The sequence below is a fragment of the Arthrobacter celericrescens genome (assembly GCF_003614925.1).
Classification (GTDB): domain Bacteria; phylum Actinomycetota; class Actinomycetes; order Actinomycetales; family Micrococcaceae; genus Arthrobacter; species Arthrobacter celericrescens.
In genome coordinates, this window is the sequence record NZ_QYLP01000011.1 from 79,176 (window position 1) to 97,892 (window position 18,717).

Annotated in this window: 16 protein-coding genes; 2 read left to right on the forward strand and 14 right to left on the reverse strand. The window is 68.2% G+C overall.

Going from position 1 to position 18,717, the window contains the following annotated elements:
• Window positions 1-11: 11 nt before the first annotated feature.
• The 5 genes from D3654_RS01270 to tdh all read right to left on the reverse strand — a co-directional run bounded on the left by D3654_RS01270 (window position 12) and on the right by tdh (window position 5,446).
• Window positions 12-1,106: an NAD(P)/FAD-dependent oxidoreductase gene (locus tag D3654_RS01270; RefSeq protein WP_120519720.1), complete on the reverse strand. Its 1,095-nt coding sequence runs from the start codon at window positions 1,104-1,106 to the stop codon at window positions 12-14.
• Between the two features lie 58 nt (window positions 1,107-1,164).
• On the reverse strand, window positions 1,165-1,626 hold the full coding sequence (locus D3654_RS01275; RefSeq protein WP_120519721.1) for a pyridoxamine 5'-phosphate oxidase family protein: 462 nt from the start codon (window positions 1,624-1,626) through the stop codon (window positions 1,165-1,167).
• A 98-nt stretch (window positions 1,627-1,724) separates the two neighbouring features.
• The gene (locus tag D3654_RS01280) at window positions 1,725-3,110 is read right to left on the reverse strand and encodes a 6-phospho-beta-glucosidase (protein WP_120519722.1); all 1,386 of its coding nucleotides are present in this window, start codon (window positions 3,108-3,110) and stop codon (window positions 1,725-1,727) included.
• Window positions 3,111-3,115: 5 nt separating this feature from the next.
• A complete protein-coding gene (locus tag D3654_RS01285; protein WP_120519723.1) occupies window positions 3,116-4,348 on the reverse strand; it encodes a glycine C-acetyltransferase in 1,233 nt (410 codons plus the stop codon).
• A 51-nt stretch (window positions 4,349-4,399) separates the two neighbouring features.
• Window positions 4,400-5,446, reverse strand: a complete 1,047-nt coding sequence (gene tdh, locus D3654_RS01290; RefSeq protein ID WP_120519743.1) for an L-threonine 3-dehydrogenase — start codon at window positions 5,444-5,446, stop codon at window positions 4,400-4,402.
• Between the two features lie 201 nt (window positions 5,447-5,647).
• On the opposite strand from tdh, the gene D3654_RS01295 reads away from it, so the two are divergent.
• Entirely contained in the window at window positions 5,648-6,985 is a 1,338-nt protein-coding gene (locus D3654_RS01295; protein WP_120519724.1) for an amidohydrolase family protein, read from the forward strand.
• Window positions 6,986-7,102: 117 nt separating this feature from the next.
• Entirely contained in the window at window positions 7,103-8,065 is a 963-nt protein-coding gene (locus tag D3654_RS01300) for a LysR family transcriptional regulator (protein ID WP_120519725.1), read from the forward strand.
• A 7-nt stretch (window positions 8,066-8,072) separates the two neighbouring features.
• Here the strand turns inward: D3654_RS01300 and D3654_RS01305 are convergent, their stop codons facing one another.
• From D3654_RS01305 to gatC, 9 genes are all read right to left on the reverse strand, one after another.
• Window positions 8,073-9,263 (reverse strand): Gfo/Idh/MocA family protein, encoded by a 1,191-nt coding sequence (locus D3654_RS01305; protein ID WP_120519726.1) that lies wholly within the window; start codon window positions 9,261-9,263, stop codon window positions 8,073-8,075.
• A gap of 24 nt (window positions 9,264-9,287) precedes the next feature.
• Window positions 9,288-10,328, reverse strand: a complete 1,041-nt coding sequence (locus D3654_RS01310) for a LacI family DNA-binding transcriptional regulator (RefSeq protein WP_120519727.1) — start codon at window positions 10,326-10,328, stop codon at window positions 9,288-9,290.
• 51 nt (window positions 10,329-10,379) lie between these two features.
• Window positions 10,380-12,041, reverse strand: coding sequence for a type 2 periplasmic-binding domain-containing protein (locus tag D3654_RS01315; RefSeq protein WP_120519728.1), 1,662 nt, complete (start codon window positions 12,039-12,041; stop codon window positions 10,380-10,382).
• A gap of 42 nt (window positions 12,042-12,083) precedes the next feature.
• The gene (locus D3654_RS01320) at window positions 12,084-13,025 is read right to left on the reverse strand and encodes a carbohydrate ABC transporter permease (protein WP_120519729.1); all 942 of its coding nucleotides are present in this window, start codon (window positions 13,023-13,025) and stop codon (window positions 12,084-12,086) included.
• 4 nt (window positions 13,026-13,029) lie between these two features.
• Window positions 13,030-14,097 (reverse strand): ABC transporter permease, encoded by a 1,068-nt coding sequence (locus D3654_RS01325; RefSeq protein WP_120519730.1) that lies wholly within the window; start codon window positions 14,095-14,097, stop codon window positions 13,030-13,032.
• A gap of 247 nt (window positions 14,098-14,344) precedes the next feature.
• On the reverse strand, window positions 14,345-15,004 hold the full coding sequence (locus D3654_RS01330) for a hypothetical protein (protein WP_205571699.1): 660 nt from the start codon (window positions 15,002-15,004) through the stop codon (window positions 14,345-14,347).
• Between the two features lie 185 nt (window positions 15,005-15,189).
• The gene (gene gatB, locus D3654_RS01335) at window positions 15,190-16,698 is read right to left on the reverse strand and encodes an Asp-tRNA(Asn)/Glu-tRNA(Gln) amidotransferase subunit GatB (protein WP_120519731.1); all 1,509 of its coding nucleotides are present in this window, start codon (window positions 16,696-16,698) and stop codon (window positions 15,190-15,192) included.
• The gene (gene gatA, locus D3654_RS01340; RefSeq protein ID WP_120519732.1) at window positions 16,698-18,260 is read right to left on the reverse strand and encodes an Asp-tRNA(Asn)/Glu-tRNA(Gln) amidotransferase subunit GatA; all 1,563 of its coding nucleotides are present in this window, start codon (window positions 18,258-18,260) and stop codon (window positions 16,698-16,700) included. The genes gatB and gatA overlap by 1 nt, the downstream gene beginning before the upstream one ends.
• Window positions 18,261-18,264: 4 nt before the next feature.
• Window positions 18,265-18,561: an Asp-tRNA(Asn)/Glu-tRNA(Gln) amidotransferase subunit GatC gene (gatC, locus tag D3654_RS01345; RefSeq protein WP_115787834.1), complete on the reverse strand. Its 297-nt coding sequence runs from the start codon at window positions 18,559-18,561 to the stop codon at window positions 18,265-18,267.
• Between the last annotated feature and the right edge of the window lie 156 nt (window positions 18,562-18,717).

An 18,717-nucleotide genomic window follows, 5' to 3' on the forward strand; every position in this document is an offset into this window, starting at 1 on the left:
GGATCAATTGTTCATCGGCGGACGGACCAGCGGGTGGCCGCCAGCTGCGCCGGTGTCCGGGATACCGGACTGCTGCCGGAGGTGTCGAGGATCGCTGCGGCCGCGAGCTCGGCGATGGCCGAGGAGGTCTGGAAGCCGTAGCCGCCCTGCCCGGCGAGCCAGAAGAAGCCGGGCGCCTCGGCGTCGAAGCCCACCACCGGGACGCCGTCGGCAGCTTCGGTGCGCAGCCCGGTCCAGGCACGGTCCACCGCGCGGATGCCCAGGGTGGTCAGCGAGTTCAGCCGTTCCACAAGCGCTTCGATGTCCCCCGGCCGAGGCTTGGCGTCCTCCGGCCCGCTGGGTACGGTCTCCGCGGGCGAGATGAGTACCTGCCCGCCTTCGGCGCGGAAATACCAGCGGTGCGCGGCCTCGGCCACCATCGGGGTTCCTGGCGCCAGCGGGCGCTCGACGTCGACGACGGCCGCGGTGCGCCGGTACGGCTGCAGCCCGAGCTTCTCCACCCCGCTGAGGACCGCGAGTTCGTCCGCCCAGGCACCTGCCGCGTTGACCACGACGGCGGCCCCGAGTCCCTCGGTCCCGGCGCCGAGCTGCCAGGCCGAGCCGATCCGCTGGGCCGAGTGCACGCGGGCCCCGGTGATGATGTCCGCGCCCGCCGCTTCCGCGCGGCGGCGGTGGTCCTCCAGCAGCACCGGGGCGTTGCAGGCGAAGGAGCCGGTGTCCAGGCCGGCGTGGGTGAAGCTTTCCGGCCGGAGCGCCGGGCAAAGTTCCAGGGCCTCGGCGTGCGTGATCGGGCGCATGTGGCCGCTGGCTTCGGCCGTGAGGTCCGCTTCGTCCCCCACCATCATGAACGCCCGCGGCGTCAGCACCGGGACGTCCAGTCCGGCGTCGCGCCCTGCGATCAGTTCCAGAGTGCGGACGGTGAGTTCCTGAACGACGGCGGGTCCGTAGCTGGGGATCAGCTGCCGCGCCGAGCGGGAAGAGGTGTGGTACGCAAGGGTCTGCTCCGCTTCCACAAGCGCTACGGAGCAATTCCCTGCCAGGGCGGAGGCAAGCGAGAGCCCGGCGATGCCGCCGCCGACAATCACCACGTCGTAATTCGAGGCCATCAGACCATCCTGCCAGTGCCGGGAAGTCCGCGCGACAACTCCGCGCGGCAAAGGTCCGCTACTCGCCCCTGGCCGGTTTGGTGCCGCTGTAGGGCGTCCACCAGGTCAGCGGCGGCGTGACGGTGAAGCGGCGGCCGGACACCGAATCCGCCGGAATCCTCACGAAGTGGTCCTTCTGCCCGGCCTCCCAAGGAAAGAGGGGAATCGAGAACGAGCTCACGACGTCGTCGATGTTCTTCAGCGGGACCGCTTTGCCGCGGAGCACCACACTCCAGGCGACGCCGGTGTCGGGGTCGACGCCGTCCGCCTCCATCGCGACGGGATAGTCGCCGAGGGCGGCCTGGAGCTTTGTTCCGGCGCCGGTCCTGAAGACGACGCTGCCGTGGTCAACGGCGTAGTTGACCGGGAAGATGTCCGGTCGGTCGCCAAGCCAGACGGCCAGGCGCCCCACCGACACGATCCGGAGGAGTTCCCAGCATGCCTGCGGGTCCAAGACTTCTGTGGCTGCATCATTGCCCATGCTGCGATCCTAGGCCCGGGCGGGGATTCCCGACAGGGCTATTTGGGGCTCCTTCACGGCGTCCAGCCGCACGGGACCGGCACGGCAACGGCAGGCGCTCAGCGCAGGTACGCCAGCTCCTTGAAGTGCTCGGTGTAGCCGTCCAGCAGGGCGTGCGCCACCCGTACCGAATCGACCAGCGGGTGCATGGCCAGGGCGCGGTAGGCGGCATTCCGTGATCCGCCCAGGGCCGCCTCGATGGTGGCCCGCTCCACGGCCTTGACGGTGGTGACGAGCCCCGCGGCGTAGCCCGGAAGCGGATCCGCGGGCAGCAGCCGGACACCGTCCGGGCCTACGACACAGGGGGCCTCGATGACGGCGTCGTGGTCCATCCCGGGCAGGGTTCCGGCGTTGGGCATGTTGAGGATGAGGCGGGTTTCGTCGGTGTCGGCCGGGCCGCCGCCGGCTGCGCCTGCCAGGGCCTTCATGATCGCCAGGGCCACGCCCTCATAGCCGCCGCCCTGCAGGTCCGCGGCATCGCGCTCGAAGGTCCCGGCGGCGTCGCGGTTGTCGGCCATGTATGTCTGTTCGCGGTCCAGCCTGCACTGTTCCCAGAGCTGGAGGGCGGAGCCCCCGGCTTGTTCTCCGGCGCCGGTCGCGTAGAAGGCGGCCTGCTGCCGGGCCAGGTAGCTGCCGCGGGTGGCGGCGGCCTCCTGTTCGGCCAGCAGGTTTTCCCGGCGGAAGTAGTAGTAGTGCAGGTATTCGTTGGGCACCGCGCCGAGCGCCTGGAGCCAGGGGCCGCCGAACAGCCGGCCCTCCTCGAAGGACTCGACGGCGTCCGCGTCCGCGAGCAACTCCGGGAGTACGTCCGCACCGTCCACCGTCAGCCCGCGCAGCCAGCCCAGGTGGTTCAGGCCGATGTAGTCGATCCCGACGCCGGCCCCGTACACGTCCAGCCCAGGAAACCCCGCCGCCCACAGCGCGCGCCGTGCCAGGCCCGCCGGGGAATCACAGATGCCCACCACCCGCCCGCCCAGCAGGGAGTTCAAGACCTCGGTGATGACGCCGGCCGGATTGGTGAAGTTGATGAACCAGGCCTGCGGGGCGTGCTTCCGGACGGCCTGCGCGATGTCCACCACCACCGGGATGGTCCGCAGGGCGTAGGAGATCCCGCCGGCGCCCACGGTTTCCTGCCCGATGACCCCGTGCTCGAGGGCGATCCGCTCGTCGGCGGCGCGGCCGGCCATGCCGCCCACCCGGATCGCGGAGAAGATGAAGTCCGTGCCGGGCAGGGCCTCGGCAAGCTCGGTGAACAGGCGCACCCGGGGTGCGTCGGGCACGCCTGCCGCCTGCTCTTCCAGGACCCTGGCCACCACGGCCAGCCGGCCGGCGTCGTGGTCAAACAACCTCAGCTCGGTGACACGGCCGGGCCGCCGGTCCCTCAGCAGTGCTGAATGGACCAGCGGCACCCGGAAACCTCCGCCACCGAGCAGGGTGAGGATCATGGCACTCAGGCCCCCGCGGTTTCACCTGCGGTGGCGGCGTCCCGGCTGTTGACCGCGTCGCGGCTGTTGACGAAAGCCTGCACGCAAGCTTCGACGTCGGCCGGGCTGTGGGCCGCGGACAGCTGCACGCGGATGCGTGCGGCGCCCTTCGGCACCACCGGGTAGCTGAAGGCCGTGACGAACACGCCGTGTTCGAGCATCTCGGCGGCCACCTTCGCGGCGGCCACGGCGTCACCGAACATGACCGGGACGATCGCGTGTTCGCCGTCGAGCAGTTCGAAGCCTTCCTCGGCCATCCGGCGTCGGAACAGTGCCGCGTTGTCGAAGAGCCGCGTGCGCAGCTCGCCGGAGCCCTGGACCAGCTCGAGGGCCTTGAGCGTGGCGGCGACGATGGCCGGGGCCAGGGAGTTGGAGAACAGGTAGGGGCGGGCCTTCTGGCGCAGCATGGCGATGACCTCCGAGCGGCCGGAGACGTAGCCGCCCGAGGCGCCGCCGAGGGCCTTGCCGAAGGTGCCGGTGTAGATGTCCACGCGGTGGCTGACGCCGGCGTGTTCCGGGGTGCCGGCACCAGTGGCGCCCATGAAGCCGACGGCGTGCGAGTCGTCCACCATCACCAGGGCATCGTGCTTCTCGGCGAGGTCGCAGATTGCCGCCAGCGGTGCCAGATAGCCGTCCATGGAGAAGACGCCGTCCGTGACGATGATCTTGCGGCGGGAACCTTCGGCCTCCGCCAGCTTGGCTTCGAGGTCGGCCATGTCCTGGTTGGCGTAGCGGAAGCGCTTGGCCTTGCTCAGGCGGATGCCGTCGATGATCGAGGCGTGGTTCAGCGAGTCCGAGATGATGGCGTCCTCGGGGCCGAAGAGGGATTCGAACACGCCGCCGTTGGCGTCGAAGCAGCTGGAGAACAGGATGGTGTCCTCGGTGCCGAGGAATTCGGACACCTTCTTCTCCAGCTGCAGGTGCAGGTCCTGGGTGCCGCAGATGAAACGCACCGAGGCCATGCCGAAGCCCCGTTCGTCCATGGCGGACTTGGCCGCGGCGATGATCTCCGGGTGGTCGGCCAGGCCCAGGTAGTTGTTGGCGCAGAAGTTCAGCACCTGCCGGGACGGCTCGCCCAGCGGGCCGGCGGCGATGTGGCTGGCCTGCGGGGAATCGATGTGGCGTTCGCTCTTGAAGAGCCCGGCCGCGCGGATCTCGTCCAGTTCGCCCTGCAGCTGGTCCTTGATCGAGGTGTACAAATTGGTCTCCTTAGAGTCCTGTGGGGTTCGGTTCAGGTGCGGTACGGCCGGTTACAGTTCGGTCCAGTCGAGGACAACCTTGCCGCCGGTGCCGGCGCGGGCGATCTCGAAGCCCTTTTCCCAGTCGGCGGCGGACAGCGTGTCCGTGACGACGGCGGAGATGTTGCGGTGCAGCTCGGGGTTGGAGGAAAGCATGGCGCTCATGGCATACCAGGTCTCGAACATTTCGCGGCCGTAGATGCCCTTGAGCGTGAGCATGTGGGTGACCACCTTGCCCCAGTCGATGTCGATCGACTGGCTGGGCAGGCCGAGCATGGCGATGCGTCCGCCGTGGTTCATGTTGTCGATCATCTCAGGCAAGGCCGTGGGATGTCCCGACATTTCCAGGCCGATATCGAAGCCTTCGCGCATGCCCAGTTCCTTCTGGGCCTCGCTGATGCGCATCTTGGAGACGTCGACGGCGAGGTCCACGCCCATGCTGCGGGCCAGGGCCAGCCGGGATTCTGAGACGTCGGTGATGGCGATCTTGCGGGCACCGGCGTGGCGGGCGACGGCGATCGCCATCAGGCCGATGGGGCCGGCGCCGGTGATGAGCACGTCCTCACCCACCAGCGGGAAGCTCAGGGCGGTGTGGACGGCGTTGCCGAAGGGGTCGAAAATGGCGCCGAGTTCCGGAGTGACCGAGGGGTCCTGGTGCACCCAGACGTTGGTCTCCGGGATTACGACGTACTCGGCGAAGGCGCCGTCGCGCTGCACGCCCACGGACACGGTGTGGATGCACATCTGGCGGCGGCCGGCGCGGCAGTTGCGGCAGATGCCGCACACCACGTGGCCTTCGCCGGACACCCTGTCGCCGACCTTGACGTCCCGGACGTCCTCGCCGACGGCCACCACTTCGCCGTAGAACTCGTGGCCCGCGATGAGCGGGGTTTCGATGATGCTTTGCGCCCACGCGTCCCAGGACTGGATGTGCAGGTCGGTGCCGCAGATGCCGGTGGTCATCACGCGGATCTTGACGTCGCCGGGGCCGGCCTCGGGTTCGGGCCGGTCGACGAGTTCGAAGCCGGCGTGCGGGCCGGACTTGTAGAGAGCCTTCATGGCTCCCATTACATGCCCTCAAACGGCTTAGAACAAGCTCAAGTATCTCACTCAACAGTTTAGCCAGAGCTACACCGTCCGTAATTGCGGACGCCACGCTTCCGGAAAAGCTTGAAACTACTTTGGTATACCAAATATGGTGTTGGGTACACCGGTGTCGTCTGTTGTCCCAAGGATGGCGCCTTCCCCCAAGGAGTAACCATGTGCCTTCATGACCACAGCAATGCGGCCGTCCCGTCCGCCGTTCCCTCGCGCCGCGGAGTCCTCGCCAGCGCCGCGGCCCTGGCCGGCATTTCCGTGGCAGGCGTCGCCGCCCAGCTCGGCTCGGCTCCGGCAGCGCAGGCCGCCGAGCGTCCGGCCGGCCCCGATTACCACGGCCGTCCCGTGACGCCAGGCGCCGTCATCATCGAGGGCGGCACCATCGTGGACCCGCTCACCGGCGATGCGATCGAAGACGGTGTGCTGGTGCTCGACGGCGGCAAGGTCGCCGCCGTCGGAAGCCGCGACGCCACCCGCAAGGCCGTCGCCGACGTCGCCGGCCGCGCGACCATCCTGAACGCCGCCGGCCGCTGGGTGACGCCGGGCCTCGTGGACGTCCACGTGCACGCCAACGCCCTGGCCGACACGCGGATCCTGCTGCAGGGCGGCGTGACCAGCATGCGCAGCGGCTCCAGCAGCTTCTACCAGGACGTCGCCCTCGCGGCGCTGCCCGGATGGGCTCCCGGCGCGTCCCCGCGCGTCCGCCCAGCCGGTCTCTTCATTTCGCCCGAGCAGGGCGACTCGATCCTGGCTGACCCGGACCTCGCTCCCCTGGCGGCGCTCAAGAACGGCATCACCGACCCGCAGGACCTGGCCTACCTGACCAGGGTCAACCTCGCCCGCGGAGCCGAAGTCATCAAGACCCGCGCCAACCCGCGTGCCGGGCTCCCGGAACAGGATCCGCGCGAACTGGTCTACGGCGTCGAGCAGCTTTCCGCGGTGGTCAAGGCCGCCCGCGGCGCCGGCGTCCTGTGCCACGCATACAGCGCCGAAGGCATTGACGGTGCCGTCCGTGCCGGCGTCCGCAGCATCGAGCACGGCGTGTTCCTTTCGGAGCAGACCATCGCCGAGATGGTCCGCCGCGGCACCTGTTTCACGCCCACCATGGACGCGATCTCCAGCATGGCCCGCTCATCCAACCCGATCCTCGCCGCCCGCGGCCAGGAGTACACGCCCATCCACAAGGCGGCCGTTCTCGCAGCCCACGAGGCCGGCGTGACGATCGTTGCCGGCACCGACTCCTTCGGCACCGACGTCACTCCCCTGGGCGTCGAGGTCCGCCTCCTGAACGAGGCGGGGCTCTCCCCGCTGGAGGCGATGCGTTCGGCGACGACGCACGCGGCCCGCCTGCTGGGCTGGGAAGGCCGGGCAGGCCGTCTGGTGACCGGCGGCTTCGCGGACGCCGTCGTGGTGGACGCCGACCCGTTGAGCGACGGAACCGCGCTGGAGAAGGTGCGTGCCGTCGTCGCGCAGGGCGTCGTGGTGCGCAACGAGCTCTAGCGCGAACGTACACTTGCGGCCCCGGAAACGCTGATTTCGGGGCCGCAGCTGTACGTTCGCGCACGTGGTGATTCAGTGCCTGCTTCATCGAGTTGGCGCACACTTTAGGATTGACTTATGGATGTCCGCCAGCTTCAGGTCTTGCGTGAACTCGGTGAACTCGGCAGCGTGAAGGCCGTGGCCGAGGCCATGATGGTCACGCCCTCCGCCGTCTCCCAGCAGCTCACCCTCCTCCAGCGCAGCGCCGGGGTCCCGCTCACCCGCAAGGAGGGCCGGAACCTGGTGCTCACCGATGCCGGCCAGGTCCTCGCCGACGCGGGCGGCGCCGTCATCCGTGCCATGGCCGACGCACACGCGGCGATCGGCGGCTACCACGACGACCCCGCGGGCACCGTGTCCGTCAGTGCCTTCCACAGCGCCGGGCAGGCGATTTTCGGGCGCCTGGCCGGCCGGCTCGCCGCCACGGAAACGGACGACGGCGGCACCGACCCAAGCGGTCCTGGCACCAGCGGCGTCCCGCGCCTGCGCCTGGCCGACGAGGACGTCCCGCAGCAGGGATTCCCGGCCCTGACGGCACGCTACGACATCGTGCTGGCGCACCGGATGGCGCACAGCGAGGACTGGCCCACGGACCGGATCCTGGTTCTGCCGCTCGCGGAGGAACCTTTCGACGTGGCCCTTCCCGCCGGGCACCCGCTGGCGGCCAAGGCGTCCCTGACGCCGTCCGACGTCGCCGGCGAAAGCTGGGTTTCCAGCCGCCCCGGCTACTCCCCCGCGGATGTGCTGGCCGCAGTCGCCGCGGTGGCGAGCCGGGCACCGCACATCGCACACCGCGTGAACGACTACGCCACGGTGGCTGCCGTGGTGGCCGGCAGCGGCGTGCTGGGCTTGCTGCCCCGGCACACCGCCGCCGCCGCGGCCCTCTCGCAGGGCGTGGTCCTCAGGCCGCTCGAGGGGATCGCCACCCGGCGCCGCATCGACATGCTGATCCGGCCCGAGAACGCCCGGCGCCAGGCCGTCCAGCGGGTTGCTCAGCTGCTGCGGGAGGTTGTGGACGAACTGGTATCCGCCCCCGGATAAGCGCAGCTCAACTGCTGGGCACGGATGCCGGCTGGCCGCTTTCGAAGTACGCCACCAGCCCGGCCGGGAGCGCCGGCACTTCCCGGGCACCGCCGTCGGACCGCAACGACTCGGCGGCCAGCACGCCGGCGGCCACCGCCTGCCGGGCGGCGACGGGCGAGGTCTGCGTCGGACCGCCGTCGGACGCGAAGCGCAGGAACTCGGCGATCAGGCGCGGGTCCGCCCCGCCATGCCCGCCTTCGCCGTCCTGGATGGTGAAGGTTTCGTCCGGCTCCGCATATCCCGGGGTGCGCTTGGTCCAGAGGCCGATCCGCTCCCCCGGCCCGTCGCCGAAGTTCTCGATCCGGCCCTTGGTGCCGATCACCGTGTAGTTGCGCCAGTAGTCCGGAGTGAAGTGGCACTGCTGGTAGGAGGCCAGCACGTCATTGTCCAGCACCATGTTCATCATGGAGATGTCCTCGACGTCGATCCGCTCGGCCAGCCCATGCTGCTCGGTGGGCGGCCAGTTCTCCAGCGAGAACCACTCGCCCATGCGCTTGGTGCTGTTGTCGCTGCGGTCCGTCACCTTGCCGTACACCGCGAGCTCGCCGACGGCGGACACGCGCCTGGCGTAGCCGCCGGCCAGCCAGTGGATGACGTCGATGTCGTGCGCGCCTTTCTGGAGCAGCAGCGAGGTGACGTTCTTCCGTTCGGAGTGCCAGTCCTTGAAGTAGTAGTCCCCGCCGTGGCCCACGAAGTGCCGGCACCACACCGCCTTGACCTCGCCGATCCGGCCCTGTTCGATCAGCTCGCGCATCTGGACCACCACGGGCATGTGGCGCATGTTGTGGCCCACGTAGAGGCGGGTGCCGCTTTCGTAGGCGGCCTGCAGGATCGAGTCGGCGGCCTCGATGGTGATGTCCAGCGGCTTTTCGCAGAAGGTGGGAATGCCCGCCTTGAGCGTGCGGACGGCGACGGCGGCGTGCTGGTTGTCCGGGGTCAGCACCAGGACCGCGTCGATACCGCTGTCGATCAGTTCCTGAAGCTCACCGGTCACCCTTGCGGTAGGGATGCGCGCCGCGGCATCGGCCCGGCCGCGTTCACTGGTGTCGCAGACGATGGTCACCTCCGATCCCTGCCCCGGCTTGTGCGCGTGGCGCCACAGCCCTGCGCGCAGGCCGAAGCCCACCACGCCGATCTTCAAGTCTTCGCTTCCCATGTGTTTTCGTGCTTCTTTCTGTTCTCAGTAAAGTCTGTTGGCCGCACTGCGGTGCGGGGCCGATTCCCTGACGAAGAGCTGCCAGGGGAAGTCCAGTACTTCCGGGACTTGTGTGCCGCCGTCGACGGCCCGCTTCAGCAGGAGCCGGGCCACCCGCTCGAAGAAGTCCACCGGACCCACGGTGCTCAGGGAGGGCGACATCCGCTCGCCTTCGATGGCGTTGCCGACGCCGATGATGTCCACGTCGCGGCCGACGGTCAGCCCGAGTCGTTGCGCGGCGTTGATGGCGCTGACGGCGGCGTAATCCGTGGTGGCATACAAGGCGGAGGGCCGGTCGTCGCGGCCGAGCAGGCGCATGGTGGCCGCGTAGGCTCCCGCGGTGGTGCCGTCGAAGGCGCCCACGTAGTCCTCGTTGAGGCCGATCCCCGCCGCGGCGAGCGCGGAGGTGTACGCCTCATAGCGTTGCCCGGCAGGGGGCCGCCCCTCGCGGGACGGCACCAGGCAGCCCACCTTGCGGTGGCCCGCCAGCAGGTGCTCCACCGCGAGGGTGCAGCCGGGGCCGGCGACGGAGCGAATGACGTCGAACCCGGCGGCCTCGAGCTGCTCGTCGAACACCACCAGGGTGGTGCCGCGGGCGGCAAGCCCTTCCAGGGGTTTTTGCTGCTCCGGGGTGACGGCGTCAACGAACACGGCATCGGCGTCGTGGCTTTGGAGCACCTTGACCCAGTCCGCGTCGCCGAGGATCAGCGGCGTGATCCCCAGCGGCGCGGCCGCCTTCTGCACGGCCTCGATCACGGACAGGGACCAGGGGTCCGACAGCATGGTCAGGGACAGGATCACGGTGTTGGTCCGCCCGGTCCGGATGGCCCGCGCTGCCTGGTTGGGCCGGTAGCCCAGCCGCTCGGCCGCGGCGCGCACCCGCTCCACGGTGATGTCCGAGACGCCGGGCCCGCCTTCGCCGCGCCGGCCGGACATCACATAGGACACCGTCGCCGTCGAAACGCCTGCTTCGGCCGCGACCATGCGGATGGTCGGGCGGATTCCGCTGCCTGCTGTCCTGCCCATGTGCTCCCCCTTCTGCTGTGTTAGAGCCCCAGTTTGCCGTGTCGTGGCCGGCTAGGCGCGGAAGACCGGGACGTCGGACGGCAGTGCCGCCTGGTACTCGTCGCGGATCTTGTCGCCGCCTCCGGACTTCCAGCGCTTGACGGCGGCGTCCAGTTCGGACATCTTGGCCCGGCCGGTGATGATGTCCACCACCTTGTCCCGCAGCTGCTTGGTGATCTTGGCGCCCACCTTGGAGTTGGTGTCCGAGTAGGTGCCGTTGGTGGGATTGCGCCAGGCGAGTTCGAGGAGCTTCTTCTGCTGCTCGTTGACGTACCTGGTGTCGTCGTCGAAGCCGGGGTTGAAGACCACGTTTTCCGGGCTGGACATGATGTTCAGCGCGGAAACCAGGCCCGGCAGGTTGCTGGTGCCGGATTCGGTGAGCTGCGGGTTGCCCTGCCCGTCAAGGGAGTAGTCCTTGCCGGCCTCGCCGAAGTTCTTTTGCATGTACTCCACGGTGCCGAACGGTGCCGAGAGGTAGTTGATGAGGGCCAGCAGTTCGCGGATTTTGCCCTCGTCCGCCTTCTTGAACGGGGTGAAGCCGACCGTGCCGTAGCCCATGTCGTAGGTGGGCCTGACCTTGCCGTCCGCGCTGAACGGAATGAGGAGGTCGAACGCCTGGTCCTTGTTGAAGCCGCGGTAGGCCTTGATATCGTGCGGACCCACCAGCACCTGCCCGGCTACGCTGCCGTTGGCCACGCGGCTGCGGATGTCCGGGACGTTCGTGTCCGGGTAGAAGACCCCGGCCGCGAACAGCTTGGCCGTGAACTCGACGCCGGCCGCGTACTCCGGGGTTTCGAACAGGTGGGTCAGGGAGCGGTCCTTGTTGACGGCCCAGGAGTTGGGCGCGCCGAACCACTCGGTGACCATATGCAGCACGTTCACATAGGCCGGTTCCAGGGCGTACTTGCGCTCCGCGGGCCGGGTCAGCTCCTTGGCCTTGTCCAGGAACTCGTCCGCCGAGGAGGCGTTCAGGCCGCCCACCTTCTCCCAGACGTCGCGGCGGCCGGACATGACCTGTCCGAACGGCGTGCTCGGGATGGGGGCGCCCCAGATCTTGCCGTTGACGACGGCGGTCTTCCAGGAGTCCGGCTTCAGTGCGGCCAGGTTGGGGTACTCGAGGACGGCGTCACCGGAGAGGTACTTGGTGAGGTCCTGGAACTTCGCCTCCAGCATGGGGCCGACGTTGGGGATGCCCTGGTTCGGCGGGACCCACATCATGTCCGGCAGGTCGTCGCTGGCCAGGACCGTGGCGAACTTGGCCGGGTAGCCGTCGCCGATGTCCTCGGCGATCTGCAGTTCCAGTTCGCCGCCGAGCTTGGCGTTGAGCCGCTGCCAGAAGGGGTTGTCCTTCATGCCAGGGCTCATGGTTTCGAAGGTTTCGGTCAGGCCAGTTACCTTGCCCTTGAGCGGGGCCTCCTTCACCGAGGTGACGCCTTCGGGCAGCTTGAAGAACGCTGCCTGCAGGCCCTTGGAGTTGCCCGGGAGGTCGGCGGTGACCCCGGTGAACTCCTTGTAGGTGGGGAGCTTGACCCCGGCGGACGCGGCAGCTCCGCCGTTTCCGCCGGCGGTACCGCCGCCACCGCAGGCGGCAAGGCCCGCCGTCGTGACCGCCAGGCCGGCCAGGCCGAGGAAGCCCCGGCGGCTGAAGCCCGTGTTAAGGGTTGGTGCACTCATGTGTTCATGCCTTTCAACTGGGTATGGACAGCTCGGAAAAACTCAGCCCTTCACCGCGCCCGTGAGGACGCCCTTGGTGAAGTGCTTCTGGAGGAACGGGTAAACCATCAGGATCGGGACCAGGGCCACCACCACCACGGCCATCTGTATGGACTGGCTGGGCGGCACCGAGGAGATGCCCAGGCCGTCGGCGGCGCCGGAGCCCTGGACCACGAAGTTGCGCAGCAGCAGCTGGATGGGCCACTTGCTGTGGTCGTTGATGTAGAGGAGGGCGTTGAAGAAGGAGTTCCAGAAGCCCACCGCGTAGAACAGCCCGACGACGGCGATCACGGCCTTGGACAGCGGCATCACGATCCGCCACAGGATGGTCCAGTCGCTGGCGCCGTCGATGCGGGCGCTCTCGATGAGTTCCTGCGGGATGTTCATGAAGAAGGAGCGCATCACTACGAAGTTGAAGGCCCCGAAGATGCCGGGCAGGATCAGCGACCACAGGCTGTCCAGCAGGCCGAGCTGCTTGATCATCAGGAAGGACGGGATCAGGCCCGGGGCGAACAGCAGGGTGAAGAGCACCGCAAGGACCACCGGGCGGCCGAACAGCACAGGCCGGCTGGTGGCATAGGCCATGGTGATCGTGACGAACAGGGCGAGGACGGTGCCGACGATCGTCACCACGGCGCTGACGCCCAGCGAGTTGAGGACCATGGGCCCGTTGAAGATGGTCTCGTACGCCTCGAGGGTGGGCCGCTCGGGCCAGAGCACGAAGCCGCCGGCCTTGGCGAGCTGTTCCTTGTCCGCCAGCGAAGTGGACACCACCAGCAGGATCGGCACGATGATCGAGGCGCTGAAGAACACCAGGACCAGGGTCTTGATGGTCTGGTAGAGGGGCGAGGGCCGCTCCTTCCAGACCGGGCGCTTGGGGTTGTAGTTCAGTTCCTTCGGCTTGCGGCCGAGGCGGATTCTTCCCGCGGATTGTGTGATGGCCATGTACTCAACCGACTTTCTTCGCGAAAATGCCGTCCTCGCCGAAGCGGTGGGCAAGTTTGTTGGCGGCGTAGATCAGCAGGGCACTGACCACGCCCTTGGCCAGGCCGGCGGCCGCGCCGGAGCTCCAGCCACCTCCGACGACGCCGGTGTAGTAGGTGAAGGTGTCCAGGACCTCGGCGGCACCCGCGCCGATGGCGTCTCTCTGCAGGATGAACTGCTCGAAACCGACAGAGAGGATGTCGCCGATCCGCAGGATCAGCAGCAGCACGATCACCGAGCGGAGTCCGGGGAGGGTGATGTGCCACATGCGGCGCCAGCGTCCGGCGCCGTCGGCCGCTGCCGCCTCGTACAGGGACGCGTCGATGCTGGCCAGCGCCGCGAGGAAGATGATCATCGCCCAGCCGGCGTCCTTCCAGATCATCTGGGCCACCACCAGCACGGGGAAGGTGTCCGGGTTGGTCATGAACGGAATCGGGTCCAGGCCGAACTGCCGCAGGGAGTTGTTGATGAATCCGGCACCGCCGAGCATCTGCTGGAACAGCGCGATCACCAGCACCCAGGACAGGAAATGCGGCAGGTAGGCGATGCTCTGGAAGACCCGGCGCACGCGGGTGCTGACCAGCGAATCCACGATCAGGGCCAGGACCAGCGGCACCGGGAACAGGAAGACCAGTTGCCAGGCGGCCAGGTAGAGGGTGTTCCAGAACGCCCGCAGGAAGTCCGGGTTGTCGAACAGGTCCACGAAGTTCTGCCAGCCGACCCACAGGCTGTCCCCGATGCCCAGGTACGGCTGGTAGTCCTGGAACGCGATGACGTTGCCGAGGATCGGGATGTAGAAGAACAGCAGCAGGAAGGCGATGCCGGGCACCATCATCAGCAGCATCTGTTTGTCCCGGCGCAGCCTGGAACCAAAGCTTTGCCTTTGCTGGGCCCGCGGATTGCTGCGCTTCGCCTGGCGGGGCTTTCCCTTCCCGCGTTTTCCCTTCCCGCGGCCCGGGACGCGCCCTTCGGCATGTGCCGGGACGCGGTCAGCATCCGGCAGGGCCGGAACTGCTTCCGTCGTCGAGTTCATGCGTTCTCCTCTTGCTCATGCCGCAATGCAGTCTGGCTGGGGTCGGGTGGGCGGCACGGCAGCACCTGATTCCCGCTGTGATCCAGGCCACGCTCGTTAACCGTTTAACAAACCATAAGTGACGCCGGATACATTTGCAAGAACATGATTGAAACTGCGCAGAAAAATCGTATTTCAGCCAAGCGGGGGTGGCGGGCGCGGAGAACCCCAGCCCCCTGATTGAGTGCCGTGTTGAGACGCCTGCCGGCTAGGCCTTGTTGCCGGGGTGGTGCCGCCCGTGGTCACCGGGCGCTGTGTTGTTGGGCATGGCCTTGTCGACCCCTGCGGGCCAGGTCCCGGCGATGATGTGGGAGGCCGTGACCGTTGTGCCGCTCTTCGTTCCCGAAACCCGGACGGTGTCGCCTGCCTTCAAGTCGGACGCCTTGATGGCTTCAAGCGGGAATTTCCGGCCTTGCGTGGCCGATTCAGGGCCGGGGATCCTGACGATGGAAGTCGAGGACGCGATTGCGTAGCTTTGCGTGAACCCGTCATCGCTCTTGACGGTGACGTTCGAATCGCCGGCGGACTGCACCGTGCCGGTCTGGGTCACGATTGTCGTGTAGGTGCCGTCGTTGTTCTTCACCGTGAACTCGCCGTGGATTCCCATGCCCGCGAAGCCGTGGGCCAATCCAGGGAAGTGCCGGCCGTGGCCGTGGGATGGGGTGCCTGGCGGCGTTGGGCCGGGCGAGGGGGTGGCCGAAGATGTCGGCGCCGGCGTGGGCGAGGCCGTGCCTGCTGCCACAGCGCCCAGGTAGGAGGGGATGATCTGGCTGGCGGCCCAGACCGTGGCCGCACCGCCGCCGCTCAGGACGACGGCAATACCGCCCGCGATAAGGGCCTTGCGAACGCCCGGAGTCATGGTGGACATGGCCTGATCCTTCCTCCGCTCCTCCCCGGTCCGGCAGGGGCGGGTAGCAAAGAACTGATGACTCCATGATGCGCCCGGAAGCTGTGTGCGTGCTGTGGATCCAGACGCAAACTGGGTCGCAGTTGTGGACGTTTTGACGGCTCAAAACGACGTTAACTGCGACCCAGTTGGGAAAAGGCGCGGCCTTAGCCCTCGACGCCGAGCTTCTCCAGGATCAGCTCGCGCACGCGACCGGCGTCGGCCTGGCCGCGGGTGGCCTTCATGACGCCGCCGACGATCGCGCCGATGGCCTGGACCTTGCCGCCGCGGATCTTCTCCGCGACGTCGGGCTGGGCGGCCAGGGCGGCGTCGATCGCTTCCAGCAGCGGGCCGTCGTCGGACACGACGGCGAGGCCGCGCTTCTCGACGATTTCCGCCGGGGTGCCTTCGCCGGCGAGGACGCCGTCGAGGACCTGGGAGGCCATCTTGTTGTTGATCTTGCCTTCTTCGACCAGGCCGTTGAGCTCAACGATGGTCTGCGGGCTCACGCCGAGGTCTGCGGGGTCGACATCGGCGGTCTTGGCCCGGCCCACGATCTCGCCCATCCACCACTTGCGGGCGGCGGAGGCGCTGGCACCGGCGGCGACGGTCTCCTCGATGGAGTCCATGACGCCGGCGTTCACCACGTCGCGGAACTCCAGGTCCGAGTAGCCCCAGTCGGCCTGCAGCCGCTTGCGGCGGGCGGCCGGCGGCTCGGGCAGGGTGGCGCGCAGTTCCTCCACCCACTCACGCGAGGCGACGACGGGAACCAGGTCCGGCTCCGGGAAGTAGCGGTAGTCGTCGGCGTCAGACTTGGCCCGGCCCGACGTCGTCGTGCGCGTGTCCTCGTGCCAGTGGCGGGTCTCCTGGATCACCGGCTGGCCGGAGTCGAGGACGGCGGCGTGGCGCTGGATCTCGAATCGGACGGCGTGCTCGACGGCCCGCAGCGAGTTCACGTTCTTCGTCTCGGAGCGGATGCCGAAGCGTTCCTGGCCGTGCGGGCGCAGGGAGACGTTGGCGTCGCAGCGGACGTTGCCGCGTTCCATGCGCGCGTCGGACACGCCGAGGTTCTTGACGATCTCGCGGACCGCGGCCACGTAGGCCTTGGCGAGCTCCGGCGCACGGCTGCCCGCGCCCTCGATCGGCTTGGTGACGATTTCCACCAGCGGCACGCCGGCGCGGTTGTAGTCCACCAGCGAGTAGTCGGCGCCCTGGATGCGGCCCGCGGCGCCACCCATGTGGGTGAGCTTGCCGGCGTCCTCTTCCATGTGCGCTCGCTCGATCTCGACGCGGAACACGGTGCCGTCCTCGAGTTCGATGTCCAGGTAGCCGTCGTACGCGATGGGCTCGTCGTACTGGGAGGTCTGGAAGTTCTTCGGGGTGTCCGGGTAGAAGTAGTTCTTCCGGGCGAAGCGGCAGGATTCGGCGATCTTGCAGTTGAGCGCGAGGCCGATCTTGATGGAGGACTCGACGGCGGCCTTGTTCACCACAGGCAGGACGCCCGGCAGGCCGAGGTCCACTTCGTTGACATTGGTGTTCGGGTCGTCACCGAAGACGTTCGGCGCGGAGGAGAACATCTTCGTCTTGGTGTTCAGTTCCACGTGGACTTCGAAGCCAAGGACGGGATCGTACTTCTCCATGGCTTCTTCGAAGCTGAGGATCGTGTCGGCAGACATTAGTTGGAACCTCCCACAGTGTTTGCGGCGTCGAGCGCGGGTGCCTGCAGTTCAGGGGCACGGTCAAGCAGCGGGCCGCCCCACTTCTCTTCGAGCAACGATTCGAGGACGGCACCCACGCGGTAGAGGCGGGCGTCCTCGCGGGCCGGGGCGAGCAGCTGGATGCCCACGGGCAGACCGTCTTCGTCGGCGAGGCCGCCGGGCAGGGACAGGCCGGGGACGCCGGCCATGTTCGCCGGGATGGTGGCGACGTCGTTGAGGTACATGGCCAGCGGGTCGTTGAGCTTCTCCCCCAGCTTGAACGCCGTGGTGGGCGCCGTCGGGGAGATCAACACGTCGGCCTGGGCGAACGCGGCGTCGAAGTCGCGCTGGATCAGGGTGCGCACCTTCTGGGCCGAGCCGTAGTAGGCGTCGTAGTAGCCGGCACTCAGGGCGTAGGTGCCCAAGATGACGCGGCGCTTGACCTCGTCGCCGAAACCGGCGGCGCGGGTGGCACCCATGACGCGCTCAATGGTCATGGGGCCCTCCTTCGGCAGCACACGCAGGCCGAAGCGGACGCCGTCGAACTTAGCCAGGTTGCTGGACACCTCGGACGGCATGATCAGGTAATAGGCACCCAGCGCGTACTTGAAGTTGGGGCAGGAGACCTCGACGATTTCCGCGCCGGCGGCCTTGAGCAGCTCAAGGGACTCGTTGAAGCGGTTCTCGACGCCGGCCTGGTAGCCCTCGCCGTGCAGTTCCTTGATGATGCCGATCTTCATGCCCTCGACGTTGCCGGTGCGGGCGGCTGCAACGAGGTTGTCGAAGGAGTCGGTGAGGGAGGTGGAGTCCTGCGGGTCGTGGCCGCCGATGACTTCCTGCAGCAGCGCCGAGTCCAGCACGGTCCGGGAGACCGGGCCGATCTGGTCCAGGGAGGAGGCCATGGCGATGGCGCCGTAGCGGGACACCGCACCGTAAGTGGGCTTCACGCCGACCGTGCCGGTGACGGCGCCGGGCTGGCGGATCGAGCCGCCGGTGTCGGTGCCGAGCGCCAGCGGCGCCTCGAAGGCGGCGACGGCGGCAGCGGAGCCACCGCCGGACCCGCCCGGAATGCGCTCCAGGTCCCAGGGGTTGCGGGTGGGGCCGTACGCCGAGTGCTCCGTGGAGGAGCCCATGGCGAATTCGTCCAGGTTGGTCTTGCCCAGGATCGGCATCTTCGCGGCGCGCAGCTTCTTGATGACGGTGGCGTCGTACGGGCTGTGCCAGCCCTCGAGGATCTTCGAGCCGGCCGTGGTGGGCTGGCCGATGGTGACGATCAGGTCCTTGACGGCGATCGGGACACCGGCGAGTTCGTGCAGTTCGTCGGCTGCAGCCCCGCCGGCGGCGCGGATCGCGTCCACCTCGGCGGCGACGGCAAGCGCCTCCTCGGCATTGACGTGCAGGAAGGCGTTGACCTGGCCGTCGACGGCGGCAATGCGGTCCAGGTAGGCCTGCGTCACCTCGACGGAGGTGACTTCGCCGGCGGCGAGCTTCGCGGCGAGGGCAGCGGCGGAGAGGCGGATGAGTTCGTTGCTGTCAGTCATCGTCTTAGTCCTCGTCCAGGATGGCCGGGACCTTGAAGCGGTCCTCTGCGGCGTCCGGCGCACCGGACAGCGCCTGCTCGGCGGTGAAAGTGTGGCCCACGACGTCTTCGCGGAAGACGTTGCTCAGCGGGATCGGGTGGGACGTGGCCGGGACATCCTCCCCGGCGGCTTCGCTGACGGACTTCACCGAGTCCACGATGACGGCGAGTTCGCCCGCCATCCGGTCCAGCTCTTCGGCACTCATTTCAATGTGAGCGAGCCGCGCAAGATGCGCCACATCGTCACGGTTGATCGCAGCCATGGATCTCCCCTGCAAGTTCAAATGGTTTTCCGGACCAGTCTACTTTGGTTGGGCTGGCCGCTGTGTCGCCTAGGGCGTGTCTCCTAAAGCTGTTAGCCAGATGCTGATGGCCCGGAGGACGGCGCCGCCTCTGTAAGTGAGCGCGAGCTTGTCGTA

Excerpts from the sequence above, each read along its gene's own strand:
- D3654_RS01270 (WP_120519720.1), bottom strand. The coding sequence starts at position 1,106 with ATGGCCTCGAATTACGACGTGGTGATTGTCGGCGGCGGCATCGCCGGG.
- D3654_RS01275 (WP_120519721.1), bottom strand. The coding sequence starts at position 1,626 with ATGGGCAATGATGCAGCCACAGAAGTCTTGGACCCGCAGGCATGCTGG.
- D3654_RS01280 (WP_120519722.1), bottom strand. The coding sequence starts at position 3,110 with ATGATCCTCACCCTGCTCGGTGGCGGAGGTTTCCGGGTGCCGCTGGTC.
- tdh (WP_120519743.1), bottom strand. The coding sequence starts at position 5,446 with ATGAAGGCTCTCTACAAGTCCGGCCCGCACGCCGGCTTCGAACTCGTC.
- D3654_RS01295 (WP_120519724.1), top strand. The coding sequence starts at position 5,648 with ATGTGCCTTCATGACCACAGCAATGCGGCCGTCCCGTCCGCCGTTCCC.
- D3654_RS01300 (WP_120519725.1), top strand. The coding sequence starts at position 7,103 with ATGGATGTCCGCCAGCTTCAGGTCTTGCGTGAACTCGGTGAACTCGGC.
- D3654_RS01305 (WP_120519726.1), bottom strand. The coding sequence starts at position 9,263 with ATGGGAAGCGAAGACTTGAAGATCGGCGTGGTGGGCTTCGGCCTGCGC.
- D3654_RS01310 (WP_120519727.1), bottom strand. The coding sequence starts at position 10,328 with ATGGGCAGGACAGCAGGCAGCGGAATCCGCCCGACCATCCGCATGGTC.
- D3654_RS01315 (WP_120519728.1), bottom strand. The coding sequence starts at position 12,041 with ATGAGTGCACCAACCCTTAACACGGGCTTCAGCCGCCGGGGCTTCCTC.
- D3654_RS01320 (WP_120519729.1), bottom strand. The coding sequence starts at position 13,025 with ATGGCCATCACACAATCCGCGGGAAGAATCCGCCTCGGCCGCAAGCCG.
- D3654_RS01325 (WP_120519730.1), bottom strand. The coding sequence starts at position 14,097 with ATGAACTCGACGACGGAAGCAGTTCCGGCCCTGCCGGATGCTGACCGC.
- D3654_RS01330 (WP_205571699.1), bottom strand. The coding sequence starts at position 15,004 with ATGTCCACCATGACTCCGGGCGTTCGCAAGGCCCTTATCGCGGGCGGT.
- gatB (WP_120519731.1), bottom strand. The coding sequence starts at position 16,698 with ATGTCTGCCGACACGATCCTCAGCTTCGAAGAAGCCATGGAGAAGTAC.
- gatA (WP_120519732.1), bottom strand. The coding sequence starts at position 18,260 with ATGACTGACAGCAACGAACTCATCCGCCTCTCCGCCGCTGCCCTCGCC.
- gatC (WP_115787834.1), bottom strand. The coding sequence starts at position 18,561 with ATGGCTGCGATCAACCGTGACGATGTGGCGCATCTTGCGCGGCTCGCT.